Origin of the sequence: Shewanella morhuae (genome assembly GCF_900156405.1) — a bacterium.
In the GTDB taxonomy this organism is placed as follows: domain Bacteria; phylum Pseudomonadota; class Gammaproteobacteria; order Enterobacterales; family Shewanellaceae; genus Shewanella; species Shewanella morhuae.
The window spans coordinates 395,596-418,428 of the sequence record NZ_FTNN01000001.1 but is presented as its reverse complement, the minus strand read 5'-3'; the positions used below and the strand labels follow the sequence as shown (position 1 = coordinate 418,428).

Below are 22,833 nucleotides of genomic sequence, written 5' to 3'. Positions count from 1 at the left end.
CAAAACAAAAACAAATTTAAAAAACTACAACAATTAGGCTAATAACAAATAAAGAACAAAATAAACAACTTATAAAATTAATAATAAATAACAACAACTTAATACGTTAACCAAATTGAAACCCATAAAAACTAAAAAACATTCATTAATTTATCTAATGCTTAATTGTATTTTTTCTCGTTTGATAAGCGCATTTGGTTTGTCTAATATATAGCCTGTGTTAAGGAGACAATTGGGTAACACGGTGTCGTCGCCCAGCCCAAACCTACTTCGCGCACATTGGTATTAACTTTTGGTGTGGAGATATTGATATGACTAAATTATTTGAACGTCTGGTTAACAGTTATAAGCGTGTTTTTGTTGAACTTTATACCGCTAACGAGCTGAAATAACACTCCGAATGACTCGAAAAGTTCATTGGATTAATTTGACGTTTTATTAATAAAAAAGCCCCCATCTCATTGAGATGGGGGCTTTTTTTTACTTATCACTCAAGATGGTTTTCCTGAGTAATAGAGTGAAGTAAATCATGCTATCGTTTATCAACTTGGCTACGACCTACTTAGTAATGGGTACTTAATAGTTGAAACGACCGTTTCATCACTTTGATCGATTAGAATATTTACAATAAAAATTAATAGCCTGAAATACATCGAGTTTTGTAAAAGTGCATTTTAAATATGAAAAAAGGAGCGAAATTATCGCTCCTTTTTTTATGATGACATAAACCGGCTTTTACGCTTCAACATAGGTAAAAGTAGTGTGTTTTAATCACTTAACCTAGGGTCACTCGTGCATTTCGGAACATACGCATCCACGGGCTATCCTCACCCCAAGCATCGGGATGCCAAGAGTTAGCTACAGTTCTAAACACACGTTCTGGGTGCGGCATCATCAGCGTTACGCGGCCATCTGTTGTACAAATACCCGTTAAGCCGTTTGGCGAGCCATTCGGGTTTTGTGGATACTGAGTCGCGATATCACCCATACCATTGACAAAACGCAGTGCAATCGTGCCTGACGCTTCGGCCTTTGCCTGCGATTGTGCACTGGCAAACTCAGCCAAACCTTCACCGTGGGATACGGCAATAGGCATACGTGAGCCTGCCATACCTTGGAAGAATAACGACGGGCTCTGTTGCACCTCAACTAAACTGAAGCGTGCTTCGAAACGCTCTGAGCGGTTACGCACAAAACGTGGCCAATGCTCACTTCCTGGGATAATTTCTTTCAGGTTCGACAGCATTTGGCAGCCGTTACACACGCCAAGGGCAAAACTTGAATCACGCTCAAAGAAACGTGAAAACTCATCGCGGGCACGCTCGTTAAACAAAATCGACTTAGCCCAACCTTCACCCGCACCTAATACGTCACCGTAGGAGAAACCGCCGCAAGCCACTAGGCCTTCGAACTCATCTAAGCTGATACGGCCCGATAAAATATCCGACATGTGCACATCGTGGCTTTCAAATCCAGCACGGTCAAAGGCAGCAGCCATTTCTACCTGAGAGTTAACGCCCTGCTCACGCAAAATAGCCATCTTAGGGGCGATACCTTTAAGGATATAAGGCGCAGCGACATCAACACTTGGGTCAAAACTTAAATTAACCGTTAAGCCTAAATCGGTTTCGTCTTGTTTGAGCTTAAACTCTTCAAGCGCGCACTCTGGGTTATCACGCAGTGCTTGCATACGATAAGTGGTTTCTGACCACACAGTACGCAGCGCTACACGGGTATCGCTGAAAACTTCACGCGCGCCATCGTTAATAGTGATGCGTTGATCATCGGCTAAAGTCCCGATCACATGACAAGGTACGCCAGCGATAGCAAACTGAGCAGCAATTTTTGCGGCGTTGTCGCGGCTCACTTGCAGCACAGCGCCGAGTTCTTCATTAAAGAGCCTTTCTAAATCAGTGCCATGCAAATCGTCTATATCGATGTCTAAACCAGTATTACCTGCAAAGGCCATTTCTACTAACGTGGTAAATAAACCGCCGTCACTGCGATCGTGGTAAGCGATAACAGACTTTTTAGCGACTAAATTTTGCATGGTTTCAAAGAAACCGCGCAGTAGTGCAGCGTCATCAAGATCTGGCGCGATATCACCCAACTCACCAAACACCTGCGCTAAACAAGAACCACCTAAACGATTTTTACCCGCGCCTAAATCCACTAACAATAAAGACGTCTCGCCTTTATCTGTGCGTAGTTCTGGTGTCACGGTATTACGAATATCTTGCACCACACCAAAGGCGGTGATGACTAAGGACATTGGTGAGGTGACAGTTTTATCTGCGCCATCTTGTTGCCATGCGGTCTTCATCGACATTGAGTCTTTACCGACCGGAATGGTCAGGCTCAGCTCTGGGCACAATTCTTCACCTACGGCTTTAACCGCTTCATAAAGACCGGCATCTTCACCTGGGTGACCTGCCGCAGACATCCAGTTAGCAGATAATTTAATCCGTTTGAACGAACCAATATCAACGCCAGCAATATTCATGATTGACTCAGCAACTGCCATACGGGCAGAGGCGCCAAAATCAAGCAGCGCTAAAGGTGTACGTTCACCCAGTGACATAGCTTCACCTGTGTAGGTATCAAAACTAGCCGCAGTGACCGCGCAATCGGCAACTGGCACTTGCCATGGCCCCACCATTTGGTCACGGTTAACTAAACCTGTAACTGTGCGGTCGCCAATGGTGATAAGGAAGCTTTTATCCGCCACGGTAGGTAGGCTTAATACACGTTTAACCGCTTCTTTTACATCAATGTTATCTTGCTTTAGCGCCGGAGATACCGCTTTAGCTGATACCACATCACGGCTCATCTTAGGTGCTTTGCCTAATAAAACTTCAAGCGGTAAATCGATAGGGTTATTGTCAAAATGGCTGTCGCTAAGCGTTAAATGCTTTTCAGCTGTCGCTTCACCCACTACGGCAAATGGCGCACGTTCACGCTCACAGATTGCCGTGAATAATGCGAGATTTTCAGGGGCAACTGACATCACATAACGCTCTTGTGACTCGTTACACCAGATTTCTAGCGGGCTCATTCCCGGTTCGTCCGATGGCACATTACGCAGATTAAACAGACCACCACGCTCTGCGTCATTGACTAACTCAGGGAAAGCATTTGATAAGCCGCCCGCACCCACATCGTGGATAAATTGGATCGGATTTTTATCGCCAAGCTGCCAGCAACGGTCAATCACTTCCTGACAACGTCGCTCCATTTCTGGGTTTTCACGTTGTACAGAAGCAAAATCAAGATTTTCGCTCGATTGACCCGATGCCATAGATGAAGCCGCGCCGCCGCCCAGACCAATGTTCATTGCAGGACCACCGAGCACAATCAGCTTAGCGCCAACGGTGATTTCACCCTTTTGCACATGTTCTTCGCGAATATTACCTAAACCACCGGCTAACATAATGGGCTTGTGGTAACCGCGTACTTCAACACCGTTATGGCTACTAACTTCTTGCTCATAGGTACGGAAATAGCCCACCAGCGCAGGACGGCCAAACTCGTTGTTAAATGCCGCGCCGCCCAATGGGCCTTCGGTCATAATATCTAGCGCACTCACAATACGATCGGGTTTACCGTAATGGGTTTCCCACGGCTGTTCAAAACCGGGAATATTCAAATTTGATACGCTAAAACCGGTTAAACCCGCTTTAGGTTTAGAGCCGCGGCCCGTTGCGCCTTCATCACGAATTTCGCCGCCTGAACCCGTTGCAGCGCCTGGATATGGGCTGATAGCTGTTGGATGGTTGTGGGTTTCCACTTTCATCAAAATGTGCATAGGTTCAGTGTGGTAGTTGTACACCCCATCAGGATCTGGGAAAAAACGACCCGCAACTGAACCTTCCATCACAGCAGCGTTATCTTTGTAGGCCGACAACACATGATCTGGCGTGGTTTCAAAGGTGTTCTTAATCATTTTGAACAATGATTTGGGCTGTACTTCGCCATCAATCGTCCAATCTGCGTTAAAAATTTTGTGACGACAATGCTCTGAGTTCGCCTGAGCAAACATCATCAATTCAATATCGTGGGGATTACGGCCTAAACGGACGAAGTTTTCGACTAAATAGTCAATTTCATCTTCGGCTAAGGCGAGGCCCAGTTCAGTATTGGCTACCTCTAACGCACGGCGGCCTTCGGCAAGAATATTTACACTCTTAAATGGTGCTGGCTCGGTGCGTTTAAATAACACATCAGCTTTAGCAAAATCATCGAGAATGATGTCAACCATGCGGTCATGCAGCAGTGCATTTAAGGCATGTTGCTGCATTGCAGTCAGTGCATCTGATTCAACATAATACGCAACGCCTCGCTCCAAACGCTTCATTTTACCAAGACCACAATTATGGGCAATGTCAGTGGCTTTTGAAGACCAAGGAGAAATAGTACCGGGACGAGGCGTGACAAACAGAAGTGAACCTTGGGGGATATGAGTTTCTATCGCGGGTCCATAGGTGAGAATTGTTTCAAGTTGCTGGCGTTCGTTAGTGTCGAGCAACTCGCTCAAATCCGCTAAATGAACATATTCAGCATAGATTTGGCGTACCGGAAGCGCCGCATTTTCGCAGGCCTCCATCAGCTTTTGCATTCTAAACGTCGAGAGTGCAGGGGCTCCGCGGATGATTTCCATCACGTCTATTCACCTTATTATTTATTATTGCAGGGGTCAGAATTGGCGCTATTATAGGGAAATGTCTAGCACAAATCACCTGTGTCATTACGCAAAACAGTGTTTCCTGTAATATAAAAAGCGACGTATTTTTAAGTCATCATTTACCTCTACGAACGATTTTTTTACGTTATTCCCGACAAACGGATATAATCCCACCACTGTTGCTCAGCTCACCACGTATACCCTACTGTTAACTCTTTATTTACACCATTGATTTTACTTAATATAAGCGCATTTGATGATTCGATTCTTGATAGTTTTTTCCCTAGGTTTTTTACTGACTGCCTGTCAGCCTACTACCGTGGACGAAACAGAATTTGTGCCGAAAAAATTAACAGAATTAAGAGTGGGCACCTTGTACGGACCACAGATTTATATGACCTCTGGCCAAGGTGATAGCGGTTTCGATTACGATATGGCGGTGTTGTTTGCTGAATACTTAAACGTGCCGTTAAAAATGGTGCCCTATACTAATCATGCAGAACTGTACGAAGCCCTTAAAAAAAATCACATTGATATTATTGCCGCAGGCATGACTGAAACGCCCGCCAGACGAGAGCAGTTTCGTCTTGGTCCACCGCTATACCGTGTTAATCAAGTCTTAGTTTATCGTGAAGGTATGCCTGTCCCAAAAGATATCAGTGACTTAAAAGGTAAGATTACTGTGATAGCCGATTCGGCCTTCGTCGAAACCTTAACCCAGTTGCAAAAACATTATCCAACATTGGTATGGGATCAAATTGCCGACAAGGACAGCGAAGAATTATTGGCAATGATCGCCAATAAGGAAATTGACTACACCATCGCCGATTCAAGCAGTGTACAAATCAACCGCCGTTATTTACCCGACTTACGTTCAGGCCCAGTGTTAGAAGAGAAGCTCGATGTTGTCTGGTTATTACCTCCCAATCATAGCGACCAGCTTATGAGCCAATTGCTGGCCTTTTGGCATCAAGAAAAACGCGCTGGTACACTCGACCACTTAAATGAAAAATACTTTGGTCATGTGAAACGTTTCGATTATGTCGATACTCGCGCATTTATCCGCGCCATCGAAACCGTATTACCCCGTTATCGTCACTTATTTGAAAAATACGCTGGCAATTTAGATTGGCGTAAACTGGCGGCGACAAGCTATCAAGAATCGCACTGGAACCCAAATGCTCGTTCAGCAACGGGGGTACGTGGCATGATGATGCTGACCCAACCCACGGCTAAAGAAATTGGTATTACTAATCGTTTGGATGCGGAAGAAAGCATTCGCGGCGGCGCGGCTTATCTCAATGATATGATTAACCGTTTGCCAGAATCGATCCCTGAAAGTCAGCGCATGTGGTTTGCACTGGCGTCATACAATATAGGTTATGCCCACGTTGAAGATGCGCGTAAACTCGCTGAATCAATGGAGTTAAACCCGAATGCATGGCGAGATTTAAAGAAGGTGTTACCGCTACTGCAAAAGCGTAAATACTATCAAAAGACTCGCTATGGCTATGCTCGCGGCAGTGAAGCGGTACATTATGTCGATAGTATTCGCCGCTATTATGACACGCTGGTGTGGATGGATAATCAATCCAAGCCCCATCCCGATGATGATAGTAGCGATTTAGAGGAAGAACAGCCCACACTCCCAGCAGGAACATTAAGCCCAGATCAGCCTAAATAACCTCACTCACCTTTAAAGACGTAAGCTTATCCAAGACTCAGGCTAAAACACATCTGTAGGCTAAACGCATGCTGAATTAAGCTTATCTAACCCGTGCTATTGCCGCATTCTAATGCAACTGCTACTGTCGTGGCTTAACGGCGAGGATAATGCGTTAACCGACAGCAAAATAACAATAAATGGGGTCTATATGAAAAGAAAAGCCATCAGCAACACAGCTGCGCGTCGTCGCACTTTACTCAAAATCCGTCATAGACGTATTCTAAATCGTCAAAAACTGTTCTTCACTTTTATCCAATCTCAAGATTAATCCTGCCGCTTAAATCAATGTTTACTCAATTGATTGCTGCGCCTTTTTAGCCTGTTTCAGGGCTTTTTTCTCATCCCTGCGACGTTTAAAAAAACGACTCAATTGTGCGCTACAAGCCTCGGCTAATACTCCAGAAGTAACTTCAACTTGGTGATTAAATACAGGGTGTTGCAGTAAGTTGATCACTGAGCCTGCTGCACCCGTTTTTTCATCCCGCGCGCCAAACACCACCCTTGCGATACGACTATGCACCATAGCACCAGCACACATAGCGCAAGGCTCAAGCGTGATATACAAAGTTGCATCTAACAAACGATAGTTTTCGACTAAGCGCCCCGCTTCCCGCAAACATAAAATTTCTGCATGGGCACTAGGATCGTGTTGGCTAATCGATAAATTGTAACCAGTGGCAATTTGCTGACCGTCCTTTACCAATACGGCGCCCACGGGCACTTCGCCTGCGGCCTCGGCTTTTTCGGCCATCTGCATTGCTACTTGCATCCAATATTCGTCTAACTTCATTTGGTCCACTAGGCTGTCACTCATCTGTAAAAATACGGCAATTATACCTATAACTAATAAAAAGACGCACTTGGCGCCTTTAGCCTAAAAGACTTATCACTCTTAAACTATTCCCACTGAAGTATATAACTAGTAAAAATACCTTTTAAAAAAATCAGTTAAAAAAACTGGTGTGGTAAGTAACATCTAGAGGAATTACTATGTTGAGAAAAATGCGCACTATAGATATCCCTTTCAATTAAGCAGTTCCCATTATCAGTAATTTAATTTTGAAAGGAATAGCATTATTAATAGGGACAACGCTCCATCCAAATTAAACGAGAAAACACATGAGCGAATCTGTTTGTCGATACTCAAAAAGCCTTGAAATAATCAGAACCGGTATTTTATCACTAAAGGCAACAGGCGCAGATGGATTTGAAGGTCTCCTTCGCATTGTGCTGACGAACTTGACTGGTATCCCATTTCGTCTTTCTGCAAGTGGGCTACAGGGTGGCATGGATGGAGATGCTGCAATGCCTAGCGATTCAATTTGTTTCGAAGCCAAGCGATACTCAGGTGATATTCCCAGAAATGAAGTCTTGACAAAAATAGCGGATTTGGCACGCGACAACAATGCCGCGGATCGTTTGTGGATTCTTGGTGCGACAACCGAGGTAAGTTCACAGATTGCAAGGGATATCCAGGAAGATGGTGACCGAAATGCTATTTCTACCTTTATTTTGGATTGGACCTCTGCCCCACTGCCGCTTCTAGCCATAGCCGTGGTTGCAGCTGGCGATCCTGCCATCGATTTCATCGTCAAAAATTACTCATTGAAAACGTGCCAAACAAAGATAACTGATGGTGACCTTAAGGCATCATTCCGAGATATCTTGCATCATCCAGAATTCGAAAATCTCCTTCAAAGACTCAAGTCGAACCTCAATGTTTCGAAGCTGGCATTACAACGAGCGATTGAGTTGAACCATGAATGGCGAATTAAAACATTTTGCGACACGCGCTTAGCGAAGGAACGTTTAGGGCAAGGGCTAGCAGTCTTAAAAGATAAGCACTTCCCATCGGTGCGCAATGAACTGCGAGATCAGATCGCAGGAGAAATTCAAGCTGGAAAAGAACTCATTCTGTTGGGTGATGAAGGCCACGGCAAGTCATGGCTTTCAGCGCAATTGTGTTCTGAGACTAAGGGCTTGGCGTTATTCGTCAGTGCAGAGCAACTTGAGGGAACATCGGTAGAAGAACTTGATGACTTCCTCATTGATATTTTGATTAAGCAAACCAATGAAATTACAACTAAAGCACTTAAGAGTCGATGGAGACATCGCCTTCAGGCTTGGAGGATTACACCACCACAAGCTTCCCTGTTAGTAGTTATTGACGGCTTAAATCAACGTCAAACAATCCCATGGGATAAGTTACTTAACGGATTTCAATACCGATTATCAAAAATTGGCGGTCGGTTGATCGTGACAGTTAGGCCAACATTTTGGAAGAAGACAGTCGCCCCAGGATTAGAATTCAAGCCTAAAGTCATCACGGTTCCGGAGTGGTCATCTGCTGAACGCAATATGCTGCTTACATACCATGGAATTTATCTTGATTGGCTCGATCAACAAACTCTGTTAACACTCCAAAATCCAAGATTGCTTAACGTTGCTATCACCACCCTTCCACATCAGAAGGCGATGGCTTGGAAAGGGTTAACAACCGATAGGTTGCTGCTGGAGCACCTTCGAGCGTCGCAGCGTGAGAACTTCGAAGACGAGATCTTCACGGACTTGACCAGCCGCCTCAGTCAGCACGCAACAGAGGTGTTAAAGCGAGTGCAGGCATCTATAAACGAACCGCCTCAGAACTTTCAGGCAGATTCCAGCGCCGTCATTGAGACACGTTTCTTCCGAACTCTCCCAGGGCCAGGTGATCAGTACGAACTACGTGAAGAGGGTTTGACTCTCGCCCTCGGCTTCACGCTGGTTGACCAACTTTGGCAAACGCTTCGGGCAAAACAGGATTTAGCCGCTCGGATATGCCAGCTTGTCGAGCCGATACAGGCCATGGACCGAACCGCTGATGTGCTCTTTGCATCTTTAATGATCTGCGCACTCGACGGCATTAGATTTGATAATAAAATCTTATCTGGTCTGCTAAATGAGTTTGCCAATCTACAAAATGTGGATAACCGTCGCTTTGAAACATTCGTTGGGATCGTCAAGCTTCAACCAGAAACACATTTCGACGTTTTAAAGATTCTGTGTCTCGAAAATGGAAGAAGAATCAATCAAGACTGGTTCATCCACGCCACGTTTGAAGTCACGCAATCTGAAATAGGATGGCAAGCGGCTGAAGCAGCCATACGTCAATGGCTTCACTGCTACAACAAGGATCCCGTTGAACAGACTAATCGTTATCACAGGCGAAATGACTCAGAGTACGAAAAACAGCTTGAGAGAAAAAAATCTGAAATCGAAGAGACCTTGTCTTCTCTATCCTCTTTTGAAAAGCAACTACTGACGCAGATGACCGAGGTATCGAGCGAACCTGACGAATTGTTTACGATAGCACTTCGGCTACTGGCGGGACGCTCCCTCGTTGGCTTCGCCGAAAGCTTTGTTGCAATGGGCTTAGCTTTTTCATTGAATAAAGATATCTCTTTTGCACGGAAGGCATTTAATCAACTTACAACATTTAATCGGGTGGAGCGCGCCGCAACCAGATATTCCTTCCTCAAAGCGATTGAGCCACTACGCAACAATACTACTTCGAAAGGAGCCCAGTGGACGATTGTACGAATGCTTAATTCGAGCGGTGAAGAAGTTGACGCGACAGAGGCCGATGCGATTGCTGAAGAGCTACGAAAGGGGGGATATAACTTTGAACCGCCATCACCCGACAAATGGCGTCAGGTTAAAGTGGCAAATCCTGATGCTGCTCGACCAACAGATATAGAGCAAGGGATCCAACAATTCACAGCTCTTGCTCCCGATATGATGTTACAGACAATGATGGGGCAAAGCAGCGAAGACCACAGCTTCATACAATTTCTGCCAGTTGCATGCCGATTTGAACCCGCAGTCGCTATTGAAAAAACTCAAAGTATCCTTGCAGGGTTGTTAACAAGAACAGGACTTCCTCTGCGGCAGCTAATTCTAAACAGTGAAAATGACATCCCATTAGTTACCCCTGACTTAGCGAAGAACTTGCTCAATAGAATGGTGGAAAGCGATGCCTTTGAGGTTCTGACAGAAAATGATCGGGATATTTGTCAGATGTTTGTGTTTTACTATGCCGCCGCACAAATTTCAGCAGAAGAACAACTCAAATGCATGACGAACAAAATCGTCGGGACAAAATATTTACTAAAAGCCATCCCAAGCCTTAAACGCCAACCAACAGAAGCAATCGTCGCAGCACTTCAAAAATCACTCGAAACTAACGATGAAGAAGCTGTTTATGGAGCTCTTGCGGCTGCGTTATATGGCAAAACCCAGATAAATAGTGAACTCGAAGAGCTGATATTAAAGTGTTTTATTTATGATTCTTCTATGCTTCGCTCAGTTATCTATGAATTAGCAGTGTTCAATGATTTGGATCTTGTTCGACAGGTTCATACGCTAGATAGTTGGAACGCAACCTCTGCAGACGAAAAAACCTATGAGGAGTGGTTCGGCTCTATGCTATTGGTAGAGGCGTGCTTTCGAAACGAATTATCGAGCGAAGAGCTACTAAATCGAATAAACCATAAGACTTGGTTCGCATCAGCCAATAGATTAGGAAAGTCATTTGCTAAACCAATGGTAGACTGCTTTATACAACGACTTACTAGCGGGATTACTGCTGCCAGCAAAATACAACCTCCACTTGCAGACTTGGAACTATCTAGGACTGAATTAGCCCCATACGCTTTCATATCTATCGAAGAGTCAAATCGAACAAACGAACGCTTCCCTAAGCAAAAGAGCTTAGAGGAAATTCTAGATAACGATGATTATTTCGACGAAAAGCAAAGCAGACTAAATGCAGTAGCGGAAGCTTTTTTCACAAAGCTGAAAGGCACAGATGCAGAACTCTTAGTTAAAGAAATTACTATAGACAATCTCCAACGCCTAGTTTTTCAAGTACCCTCGCTGATCGATGAACTGGTCAACATTTTAGAACAGACGGACACGGCTAAATTCCTTTGGCTCAAGAACTTGGCCTTTGCTGTGGCAAATCTACTTTCCTCGAAATATCCAGAAAAAGCTGTGGCACTGCTAAACCGAGCAGCAACGTCACAAGGTTTCGTGACACTGGCTTTAGGAGACGATCTGACCCTTGAACATCAAGCCATTTGGGGAAGCGAAGTATCTAAACCAATACAAAAGTTGCGGTATCAAAGACTTTTAGGTGCCGAAAATGACGCAGTTCTTGCCCGAGAAATACTCGCAGCAGAGCGTTTTGGTGCGGCTGACTTTATTACATCATTGATTCAACAATTTGCTTCCAGCGAAGATAGTTTAGATCAAGCATACGCCATAACGATTGCAGGATACTCGACTCAGTCTGATAAACTCGTTGGCATAATTGATAAACACATCAATGGTAAAGGTATGTGTGCCAAAGCAGCTAAACATGCATTTACAGAGTATGAGAATGCTCTATGGGCACAAACATGGGTTCAAAATATGTGGGACGCACCAACACCAGAGGAGTTCTGGCGGTATCTAATCATTGCCAAAACCTGCATGGATGCACGCATTAGTACACAACCTCCGATAGCTTGTAAATGGTCACATTATTCCCCTGTGTTTAACCAAGCAAGGGAGAAAGCAATCAAAGAAAGAAACAAGGAACGAAAGAAGAGACTTATTGGGCAAGAAATACCTGATCCAATCTTTGTCACTTCTGTAGAAAAAATGTTTTAAGCATTACCTCCATAAACAAGAACCCCGCCTTTTGGCGGGGTTCCCTCATCGAATCGATGAGCCGTAATTAACTTATTCCCACTCGATCGTCGCTGGCGGTTTGCCAGAGATATCGTAAACCACACGGGAAATGCCATCGACTTCATTGATGATGCGGTTTGATACGCGGCCTAAGAAATCATACGGTAGATGCGCCCAATGGGCGGTCATAAAATCGATTGTTTCTACGGCGCGCAGTGATACAACCCAATCATATTTACGGCCATCACCCATTACGCCAACTGAGCGTACAGGTAAAAACACCGTAAAGGCTTGGCTGACTTTGTTGTATAAGTCGGCTTTATGCAGTTCTTCGATAAAGATAGCATCGGCGCGGCGCAGCAAGTCACAATATTCTTTCTTCACTTCACCTAATACGCGCACACCAAGACCTGGTCCTGGGAACGGATGGCGATAAAGCATATTGTAAGGTAGGCCTAACTCAAGACCAATTTTGCGCACTTCATCTTTAAACAGTTCGCGCAGTGGCTCAACTAAACCTAAAGCCATATCAGCAGGCAGACCACCCACGTTATGGTGAGATTTAATCACATGGGCTTTGCCTGTGGCGCTGCCAGCAGATTCAATCACATCAGGATAAATCGTGCCTTGGGCTAACCATTTTGCATTGGCGCATTTTTTTGATTCTTCATCAAAAATTTCTACAAATACACGACCGATGATCTTACGCTTAGCTTCTGGTTCGGCCTCGCCTTTCAGCGCGTCAAGGAAGCGGCTTTCTGCAGCAACATGAATAATATTCAGGCCAAAATGATCGCCAAACATGTCCATCACTTGCTCAGCTTCGTTCAAACGCAGTAGACCGTTATCAACAAATACGCAGGTCAGATTTTTACCGATAGCACGGTGCAGCAGCATAGCCACCACCGATGAATCAACACCGCCTGATAAACCGAGGATCACTTCATCATCACCAATTTGCTTTTTCAAGCGCTCAATCGCATCTTCGATAATTGATGAAGGTTTCCAATTTGCCGCGCAGCCACAAATGTCTAAGGCAAAGTGCGATAACATGCGCAGCCCTTGGCGAGTGTGGGTCACTTCTGGGTGGAATTGTACGCCATAGAAACGCTTTTCTTCATTGGCCATAGCTGCAAACGGGCAAGTGTCGGTTTTAGCAACCGCAACAAATCCTTGGGGAATCGCCGAGACTTTGTCACCGTGGCTCATCCATACATCTAGTAGTGGCTTGCCTTCGCCGCTGACTGCATCTTCAATGCCTTTAAATAACAAAGAATCTGTCAGCATTTCTATTTGCGCGTAGCCAAACTCGCCCTCACCCACACCTTGAATGACTTTACCGCCCAGCTGCTCAGACATGGTTTGCATGCCGTAGCAAATGCCAAGCACAGGCACGCCAGCAGTAAATACGTATTCAGGTGCACGTGGCGAGTTTTCAGCCGTCACACTTTCAGGGCCGCCAGCAAGAATAATACCGTTCGGGGCAAACTCGCGGATTTGGGCTTCTGTTACATCCCACGCCCATAATTCACAGTACACACCGATTTCACGGATACGACGGGCAATCAATTGAGTGTACTGAGATCCAAAATCGAGGATCAGTATCTTGTGCTCATGAATATCGCTCATGGGGAACCTTTATCTCATCTATTGTTTTAACATTGCTCAACGCGGCCATGGCCAACCTTGAGTATTGGATCATAAGTATTAAAGAGGCGCCTTAGCGCCCTCTCATCAAACGCTTAAGAACCTGAACGGTAATTTGGTGCTTCTTTAGTAATCATGACATCGTGCACATGGGATTCACCCATGCCCGCAGAGGTCACTTTCACAAATTGCGCTTTTTCATTCAGTTCGGTAATCGTGGCACAACCGGTTAAGCCCATGCATGAACGCAGGCCACCCATGTGTTGATGAATGATTTCTTTCAACTTACCTTTGTAAGGTACGCGGCCTTCAATGCCCTCAGGCACCAGTTTGTCGGCAGCATTGTCAGATTGGAAATAGCGATCTGAAGAACCTTGAGACATAGCACCTAATGAGCCCATACCGCGGTATGACTTATAAGTACGACCTTGGAATAGTTCTGTTTCGCCTGGGGCTTCTTCTGTTCCTGCGAACATAGAACCCGCCATAATGCACGATGCGCCCGCTGCTAAAGCCTTAGCTAAATCGCCAGAAAAACGCACACCGCCATCAGCAATAACCGGAATACCTAGGCCTTTTAATGCTTCAGCCGCATCAGAAACAGCAGTAATTTGCGGTACGCCCACACCAGTTACGATACGCGTGGTACAAATAGAGCCAGGGCCGATACCCACTTTAACTGCGTTAACGCCGGCTTCAACGAGTGCTAATGCACCTTCCGCCGTGGCAACGTTACCGCCAATGATTTGTAAATCGGGGTGCTTAGCACGGGTTTCACGAATACGTTGTAAAACGCCTTCTGAATGTCCGTGGGAAGAATCGATAAGTAGTACGTCAACACCGGCTTTAACGAGTGCGTCAACACGCTCTTCATTACCCGCACCAGCACCCACGGCTGCACCAACACGTAAGCGGCCTAACTCATCTTTACAAGCGTTAGGTTTACGTTCGGCTTTCTCGAAGTCTTTAACCGTGATCAAACCTTTTAGTTTGAAATTATCATCAACAACAAGGACTTTTTCAATGCGATGCGAATGCATTAGCTTTTGCACTTCATCTAATTTAGTGCCTTCGGCAACCGTGACTAAACGCGATTTTGGCGTCATCACTTCTTCTACCGTTCGGCTCCAATCAGTCACAAAGCGCACGTCACGTCCGGTAATGATTCCGACGAGTTCATTGGCATCGTTAACGACGGGGTAACCCGCAAAACCATTCTTCAAGGTTAATATTTTGAGGTCAGCTAAGGTCGTTGATGGGGTAACAGTAACAGGTTGTTGGACCACGCCTGCTTCGTAAATTTTCACTTTACGAACTTCTTCAGCTTGCTGTTCAATACTCATATTTTTATGAATAAAACCTAAACCGCCTTCTTGCGCGATAGCAATGGCAAGACGAGCTTCGGTTACTGTGTCCATAGCAGCAGACACAAGTGGGATATTCAATTCAATGGTTTTGGTCAGGCGAGTTTTTAGGATGGCGGTATTTGGGAGTACAGTCGAATGCGCAGGAACAAGTAACACATCGTCAAAAGTAAGCGCTTCTTTAATTAAACGTAGCATTTGCAACATCTCCCAATTTGAGTAGGATTTTAGAGGTGAAATATTGCGGCGGGATTATACCTTGCATATCACCACTGGTAAATGGAAAATAGTAAATATCACCCATTTTTTGAGTAAAACGATGCAAGGCACCAAAAATAATATTTACACTGTCTCGCGGCTCAACGGTGAAGTCAGACAAATTCTCGAGGGGCAACTGGGTAAAATTTGGCTCAATGGTGAAATCTCTAACTTTTCATCACCCAGCTCAGGTCATTGGTATTTAACCTTAAAAGACCACTCGTCACAAATTCGTTGCGCTATGTTTAAAGGGCGTAATCAGAGCGTCAGTTTTAAGCCTATCAATGGTCAGCAAGTATTAGTCAAAGGCGCGATCAGCGTATATGAGCCCAGAGGCGACTATCAATTATTGATTGAGTCCATGTTACCCGCTGGCGATGGGCTACTGGCGCAGCAGTTTGATGCACTCAAAATGAAACTCGCCGCCGAGGGGCTATTTGCCGCAGATACTAAAAGATCTTTGCCGAAAAATATCCAACGTATTGGTGTGATTACTTCGCCAACGGGCGCGGCCATTCGTGATGTGCTGCACGTATTAGCAAGGCGCGACCCTTCGATTGAAGTCATTATTTACCCGACTCAAGTGCAAGGCGCTAATGCTGACATCAACATTTGCCAAGCGATTAATATCGCCAATCAAAGGCTAGAAGTTGACGTGTTACTGCTCACCCGTGGCGGCGGCTCGCTTGAAGATTTGTGGTGTTTTAACAGCGAAGCTCTCGCGCAGACCATTTATAACAGCGCCCTGCCCATTGTTAGCGCAGTAGGTCACGAAGTCGACACCACCATCAGTGATTATGTGGCCGATATTCGCGCACCAACGCCCTCTGCTGGCGCCGAGTTGTTATCCCAAGATAGCGACAATAAAACACAGAAACTGGCAATGGCATTATCGCGCCTAGCTCAAAGTGCGAAGCATTATCAGCTCAAGCAGGAACGGCGCTTAAGTTTGCTTGAACACCGACTGCAGCGCCAAGATCCTAAACGTAGCTTGCAGCAGTTCGAACAACGATTCGATGAGATGCAATTAAGGCTAGAGTCGGCGCTATCGAATCGATTACACCAGCTTGGCCGCTGCCAGCAATTGCTCACCAGTCGCCTTGAACAGCAATCTCCCAAGCATAGGCTCGCGATTGAGGCTAACAGGCTAAGTTACCTTACCAGTCGCTTACAGGATGCATTACAGGACAAACTGAGCCAAAGTGAGCAGCGGATAAAATACGCGGCCCATCAGCTTGAAACCGTCAGTCCGCTTGCCACTTTAAGCCGCGGCTACAGCATTACCACCGATGTGCATAACCAAGTCATAGATTGTACCGATAACCTAGCAATCGGTGATAGTGTGCAAACCCGCTTGCGCCACGGGCAGTTAATCTCAACGGTTACGCAGATAACTTCGCTCGAATAAGTAAAAGAACGCCATCACACAAAGGTTAAACGCGCTTAAAATACAAAAGGAACCCTAGGGTTCCTTTTGTTTCAAATGTGCATGGTAAATAACACTATTTGGTTTTTCTGTCTTTGATATGGCTTTGCGCGCGCTTGCGACGACGCTCTTGGCTCATGGTCAATTTTTCAATCTTGTTTTCAAATGGGTTATCACCCTCGTGGAAACGCAGTTGAATCGGCGTACCAACCACTTTGAGTGAACGACGGAAGTAGTTCATCATGTAACGCTTATAAGAATCAGGTAAGCGACTCACTTGGTTACCGTGAATGACCACGATTGGAGGATTATACCCCCCCGCGTGAGCATATTTAAGCTTAACACGACGACCATTGACCAATGGAGGTTGGTGATCATCCTGTGACATTTGCATGATACGAGTCAGCATAGAAGTACTGACACGGCGCGTGGCACTATCATAAGCTTCTTCAATCGATTCAAATAAATGGCCAACACCAGTACCGTGCAGCGCCGAAATAAAGTGAATACGGGCAAAGTCAATAAAGCCAAGGCGACGGTCAAGCTCGCTCTTCACTCTGTCTTTAATGCCTTGATCTATACCATCCCACTTGTTAACAGCAATCACCAACGCGCGGCCCGCATTAAGTGCGAAACCTAATAGACCTAAATCTTGCTCGGCAACACCTTCACGGGCATCGATAATAAGCAACACCACGTTGGCATCTTCAACTGCTTTCAAGGTTTTGATCACCGAGAATTTCTCAATGACTTGATGTACTTTACTGCGACGACGTACACCCGCAGTATCGATAAGCACGTATTCGCGGCCTTCACGTTCCATTGGAATGTAAATACTGTCACGAGTTGTACCAGGCTCGTCAAATACCACGACGCGCTCTTCACCTAAAATCCGGTTAGTAAGCGTTGATTTACCGACGTTAGGCTTACCGATAATCGCCAGCTTAATAGGCAAATCTTGTAGACGCTTTTGCTCAGCTTCAGCTTCTTCTTCGCTGTATTCGCGCTCTTCGGTCACTTCACCGTCTTCTTGGCGCACAATACCCATAGCTTCGGCGTAAGGCGTTAACGCATATTCAATCATGTTGGTGACGCCGCGTCCTTGAGACGCTGCCATTTGGTAAACTTCACCTAAACCTAATGACCAAAACTCACCACAGGCTGAGTCAGCATCAATACCGTCAACCTTGTTAGCAACCACAAAAGTAGTTTTTTGACGGCTACGTAAATGCTGAGCAATCGACAGATCCGCAGCAGTCAAACCCGCGCGCGCATCAGTCATAAATAAAACGACATCGGCCTCTTCAATGGCGGCAAGGGATTGCTCGGCCATTTTAGTCTCGATCCCCTCTTCAGTGCCGTCGATACCACCGGTATCCACCACAATGAACTCATAGCCAGATAAAAATGCGCGACCATATTTACGGTCACGTGTTAGGCCAGGAAAGTCAGCAACCAACGCATCACGCGTGCGCGTAAGGCGATTAAATAGGGTGGATTTACCGACGTTCGGCCGACCAACAAGGGCCACTACAGGGATCATGATTTTGCCTCTAAAAAACTTTTCAATAAAAAGCCCCCGGAACACACTTCCAGGGGCTCTACAAGGATAACACTGTTAACTATGGAAGTGTTACAACAGCTAACTTTCCGCTGCGACCTTGAACATAGATTTTATCATCCACCACTAATGGTTGGCTGTATAACCCAGAACTGTCCACTTGGACACGACCAACAATCGTCCCTGTACTGCGATCGATAAAATGTAGGTAACCTTCAAAATCACCTACTACTAAATAGTCTTGATACACAGCGGGCGATGTCAACGTGCGGTTGGCGAGCTCTGAATTACTCCATAACTCTAAACCGTTACGTTTATCAACCGAGTAAATACGGCTGTGATCATCAACTAAAAACAAGCTTAAGCCCGCTGAGGCTAACTCGTTAAAGCTAGAATACTTACGCGTCCACACCACACGACCCGTGCGTAATTCCATCGACACTAAGTTACCGTTGTAACTTACTGCATATAAATTGTCGCCAAGGATCAACGGCGTCATATCTACATCGGCCATACGAGTAAACTCGTTACCACCGGTTGGGTTATAAATCGCTTGTTCCCATGCAGCTTGACCATTATTTTTGATCACTACGGCCACTTTGCCATCGGCGGTGCCAATGAAGAAACCACCGGCTTCGTAAGCTGCTGAACCAGTACCACGCAGGGTCAGGTTCGGTAATTGCATTTCATACACCCATAGCTTAGCGCCTGTATCGACGTTAAATGCTTCAAGTGAACCAGAACTCGTGCTAACCACCACCACATCATCGGCAACCGTAGGTGCTGACAGTAACTCACCGCCTGCAACTACATACCATAATACTTGGCCATCTTCGGCGTTGAGTGCGGCTAATAACCCACTTTCACCACCAACAAAAACTTTGTTGCGCGCTACAGTTAAGCCCGCGGCAATACGGGCGCCTTTGTTTTTAGCTAAGACATTGTCGCGAAATTCTTCACTGAAATCTTTAGTCCACACGCGATCGCCTGTCGTTTGATCAAAGGCGATAACTTGTCCATAGCGATCGGCAGCAAAGATTTTTCCGTAATTTACAGCCGGAGCTAGGCGAGAATAATAATCGCCCACGCCACTCCCGACAGAGGTGCTCCAACTCACTTCAGGAAATACTGTTGCCTGAATTTCTGTTAGCGCACTCACTGGCTCGTCTTCAACATCGCTGGACGAACAGGCAGATAACATCGCCAGACTTAATCCAGCGGCCAGCAGGTTTTTGCACCAAGACTTCATCAAAGGATCCCTTATGCCTGATTTAGGCTATCAAGTTTGATTTTAAGCGCAGGGCTTGTCACCACACCACCATTATCCATGGCAGCTTGATAAGCCACTTTGGCTTTTTCATGTTCACCTTGACGAACTAAAAAGTCACCTTTCAATTCTTCGCGCTGGGCGATAAACGCTTTGTCAGTCACTTGCTCTAATGTTGCAAGCGCTGCATCCATTTGATCTTGTTCTGCCTGAATGCGTGCTAAACGCAAGGTTGCAATCACATCAAGACTTGCCCCCGGTTTAGCTGCTATTACTTTATTTAAAGCATCAATAGCTTTAGGGTAATCTTTCGCTTCTACCGCTGTTTTTGCCACGATAAGTTCTAATAAAGCTTGATAACCCTTTTGATCATGACTTTTAGCAAACTCTGCAACGCCAGCAAGCATTGCGGCTTCGTCGCTTGATTTTGTGGTCAATTCGTGAAACGCTTTTGAGGCTTCTTCCGCCTGCGCCACTTTTGCGTCGGAATAGTAATTCCACGCATATAAACCACCTAATCCCACTACTGCACCAATTAAAATTGAACTGCCGTAATCTTTCCAGAACTGCTTGATAGCATCAACTTGTTGTTCTTCTGTGCTATAAATTTCCACGCGCACGTCCTCTTATGTAATCTGTTACTTAATGGCCAGTTCAGCTAAATATGCACTTAAGGCATGTCGAGCTATCCGTTGTTGTTCGTTGTTATTGCGTAAATGTTTCACTGTAACCATGCCGTCAGCGAGTTCATCCTCACCTAACAGTAACGCTACACTCGCGCCGCTTTTATCGGCACGTTTCATTTGTTTTTTCACGTTGCCACCGCCACAGTGACTCATCACTTTAAGACTTGGCAGTGCATCACGTAATTCCTGCGCCGCTTTAATCGCTTCGACAAGGCAACTATCACCCAGAGCGATAACATAGACATCGACAGCTGCAGGAATATCTTTTGTCAGCTCTAAGGTTTCAAGCAGCAATACAATGCGCTCTAGCCCCATCGCAAAACCGACTGCAGGGGTATCTTTACCGCCTAACTGAGCAACTAAACCATCGTAGCGACCACCAGCAAGTACAGTCCCTTGCGAGCCTAAACTAGATGTAACCCATTCAAATACCGTGCGATTATAATAATCTAAACCACGAACTAGGCGCGGATTAATGGTGTATTTGATACCAACAGCATCAAGTAGTTCACGCAATTGCGAAAAATGTGTCTTTGATTCTTCACCGAGGAAATCCATCAACTCAGGCGCATCGGCTAAAATAGCTTGTACATTGGCATCTTTTGAATCTAAAACCCGCAGCGGATTAGTGTACATGCGGCGCTTGCTTTCTTCATCGAGCGCATCTTTATGCTGCTCTAAAAACGCAATCAAAGCATCACGGTAAACCGCGCGTTCGGCTGGATCGCCAAGGGTGTTTAGCTCTAATGAAACATGCTCACTAATTGCGAGCTTGTCCCACAAGCGGGCAGATAACATTAAGACTTCAGCATCAATGTCAGGCGTACCTATGCCATAGACTTCAACACCGAATTGGTTAAATTGGCGATAACGGCCTTTCTGTGGGCGTTCATGACGGAACATAGGGCCCATATACCAGAGACGTTGCTCTTGGTTATACAGTAGGCCATTTTCGTTACCCGCACGCACGGTTGATGCCGTACCTTCTGGGCGCAACGTTAGGCTGTCACCATTGTTGTCAGCGAAGGTATACATTTCTTTTTCAACAATATCAGTTACTTCACCAATAGAGCGTTTAAAAAGATCAGTATTTTCGACTATTGGAGTGCGGATCTCGCTGTAACCGTAAGCACTGACGCTTGAACGTAGTACTGCTTCCACTTTTTGCCATAGAGGACTTTGAGTTGGCAGAATGTCATTCATTCCGCGAATCGCTTGGATCTGTTTTGCCACTGTATCGACTCGTTTGATTTCGCTAAATTAATAAAAAATGTCACGCATTATAGGCTTTTCAAGGCTAAACGTAAAACGCCCCCATCGGTTCCGAGGGCTGGCTCAACATTTATTGAGAACAATCGATGCCTAAATGCAAGTGCATAATTACTCAGTAGTATCTTTTACTTGAATGCGGTTGGCCATTAAGCTGGCTTTTGCACGTATTTTCGCTTCGAGGGAATCGACTATGTTGTCGTTATCAAAACGCTCTTTCTGGCGTTCGCCCTCATCGTAATATCCGCTCTTATTATATCCGCCTGTTAAGCCAATATGTGACACTAAGGCTTCACCTGGACCGTTAACGACGCAGCCGATAATAGACACATCCATCGCGGTAGTAATGTCTTCGAGACGACGTTCTAACTCATTAACCGTACTTATCACATCAAACTCTTGCCGAGAACACGATGGGCAGGCAATGAAGTTAATACCGCGGCTACGAATACGCAGCGATTTTAGAATATCAAAACCGACTTTGATTTCTTCGATGGGATCGGCGGCAAGCGAAATACGTAATGTATCGCCAATACCTTCGGCCAATAGCATGCCTAAACCTACCGCAGATTTGACTGAACCGGCGCGCGCACCGCCCGCTTCAGTAATCCCCAAATGCAAAGGCTGGCGAATTTGTTTAGCCAATAAACGATAGGATTCAACCGCTAAAAAAACATCAGACGCTTTAACGCTGACCTTAAATTGGTCGAAGTTTAATCTGTCTAGGATATCTACGTGACGCATGGCTGATTCAAGCAGGGCTTGTGGTGTTGGCTCTTTGTACTTGTCCATCAGATCTTTTTCTAATGAACCGCCATTCACACCAATGCGAATAGGAATATTGTGGTCACGGGCACATTCAACCACGCTACGAATACGTTCTTCATTACCGATATTACCTGGATTAATACGCAGGCAATCAACACCGTATTCGGCCACTTTTAAGGCAATACGGTAATCAAAATGAATGTCAGCGACTAAAGGCACATTAACCGCTTGTTTGATGAGCTTAAAGGCTTCTGCCGCATCCATAGTCGGCACAGAGACACGTACTATGTCGGCACCGACTTTTTCTAAGGCACGAATTTGAGCAACGGTTGCTTCAACATCGGTAGTCTTAGTATTGGTCATTGACTGAACAGCAATCGGCGCCCCATCACCAATCGGTACATTACCCACATAAATGCGGGTGGAAGGACGTCTTTTTATGGGAGTTTCATTATACATGCTTAATAC

Annotated in this window: 12 protein-coding genes; 3 read left to right on the top strand and 9 right to left on the bottom strand. The window is 45.5% G+C overall.

The annotated features are described in order from the left end of the window. Positions 1 to 775 precede the first annotated feature (775 nt). Positions 776 to 4,657 (bottom strand): phosphoribosylformylglycinamidine synthase, encoded by a 3,882-nt coding sequence (gene purL, locus BW947_RS01840; protein WP_076496614.1) that lies wholly within the window; start codon positions 4,655 to 4,657, stop codon positions 776 to 778. Between the two features lie 280 nt (positions 4,658 to 4,937). Here purL and mltF point away from each other — a divergent pair, with 280 nt between their 5' ends. Next, a complete protein-coding gene (gene mltF, locus BW947_RS01835) occupies positions 4,938 to 6,365 on the top strand; it encodes a membrane-bound lytic murein transglycosylase MltF (protein WP_076496613.1) in 1,428 nt (475 codons plus the stop codon). Between the two features lie 331 nt (positions 6,366 to 6,696). On the opposite strand, the gene tadA is transcribed toward mltF, so the two are convergent. Continuing rightward, positions 6,697 to 7,221: a tRNA adenosine(34) deaminase TadA gene (gene tadA / locus BW947_RS01830; RefSeq protein WP_076496612.1), complete on the bottom strand. Its 525-nt coding sequence runs from the start codon at positions 7,219 to 7,221 to the stop codon at positions 6,697 to 6,699. 305 nt (positions 7,222 to 7,526) lie between these two features. On the opposite strand from tadA, the gene BW947_RS01825 reads away from it, so the two are divergent. Further along, positions 7,527 to 12,098 carry an NACHT domain-containing protein gene (locus BW947_RS01825; protein ID WP_076496611.1) on the top strand — a complete coding sequence of 1,524 codons (4,572 nt, stop codon included), beginning with the start codon at positions 7,527 to 7,529 and terminating at the stop codon, positions 12,096 to 12,098. A 72-nt stretch (positions 12,099 to 12,170) separates the two neighbouring features. Here the strand turns inward: BW947_RS01825 and guaA are convergent, their stop codons facing one another. Together guaA and guaB are read right to left on the bottom strand one after the other, a co-directional pair. After that, entirely contained in the window at positions 12,171 to 13,748 is a 1,578-nt protein-coding gene (guaA, locus tag BW947_RS01820; RefSeq protein WP_076496610.1) for a glutamine-hydrolyzing GMP synthase, read from the bottom strand. A gap of 113 nt (positions 13,749 to 13,861) precedes the next feature. Then, positions 13,862 to 15,328, bottom strand: a complete 1,467-nt coding sequence (gene guaB / locus BW947_RS01815) for an IMP dehydrogenase (RefSeq protein ID WP_076496609.1) — start codon at positions 15,326 to 15,328, stop codon at positions 13,862 to 13,864. Positions 15,329 to 15,449: 121 nt separating this feature from the next. On the opposite strand from guaB, the gene xseA reads away from it, so the two are divergent. After that, a complete protein-coding gene (xseA, locus tag BW947_RS01810; RefSeq protein ID WP_076496608.1) occupies positions 15,450 to 16,796 on the top strand; it encodes an exodeoxyribonuclease VII large subunit in 1,347 nt (448 codons plus the stop codon). 94 nt (positions 16,797 to 16,890) lie between these two features. On the opposite strand, the gene der is transcribed toward xseA, so the two are convergent. The 5 genes from der to ispG all read right to left on the bottom strand — a co-directional run bounded on the left by der (position 16,891) and on the right by ispG (position 22,824). Further along, positions 16,891 to 18,357, bottom strand: coding sequence for a ribosome biogenesis GTPase Der (gene der / locus BW947_RS01805; protein WP_076496607.1), 1,467 nt, complete (start codon positions 18,355 to 18,357; stop codon positions 16,891 to 16,893). Positions 18,358 to 18,436: 79 nt separating this feature from the next. Next, complete coding sequence (bamB, locus tag BW947_RS01800) at positions 18,437 to 19,624, bottom strand: outer membrane protein assembly factor BamB (RefSeq protein ID WP_076496606.1); 1,188 nt, start codon at positions 19,622 to 19,624, stop codon at positions 18,437 to 18,439. A gap of 11 nt (positions 19,625 to 19,635) precedes the next feature. Next, positions 19,636 to 20,256, bottom strand: a complete 621-nt coding sequence (locus BW947_RS01795) for a tetratricopeptide repeat protein (protein ID WP_076496605.1) — start codon at positions 20,254 to 20,256, stop codon at positions 19,636 to 19,638. Positions 20,257 to 20,280: 24 nt separating this feature from the next. Further along, entirely contained in the window at positions 20,281 to 21,561 is a 1,281-nt protein-coding gene (gene hisS / locus BW947_RS01790) for a histidine--tRNA ligase (protein ID WP_076496604.1), read from the bottom strand. Positions 21,562 to 21,708: 147 nt separating this feature from the next. Beyond that, on the bottom strand, positions 21,709 to 22,824 hold the full coding sequence (ispG, locus tag BW947_RS01785; RefSeq protein ID WP_076496603.1) for a flavodoxin-dependent (E)-4-hydroxy-3-methylbut-2-enyl-diphosphate synthase: 1,116 nt from the start codon (positions 22,822 to 22,824) through the stop codon (positions 21,709 to 21,711). Between the last annotated feature and the right edge of the window lie 9 nt (positions 22,825 to 22,833).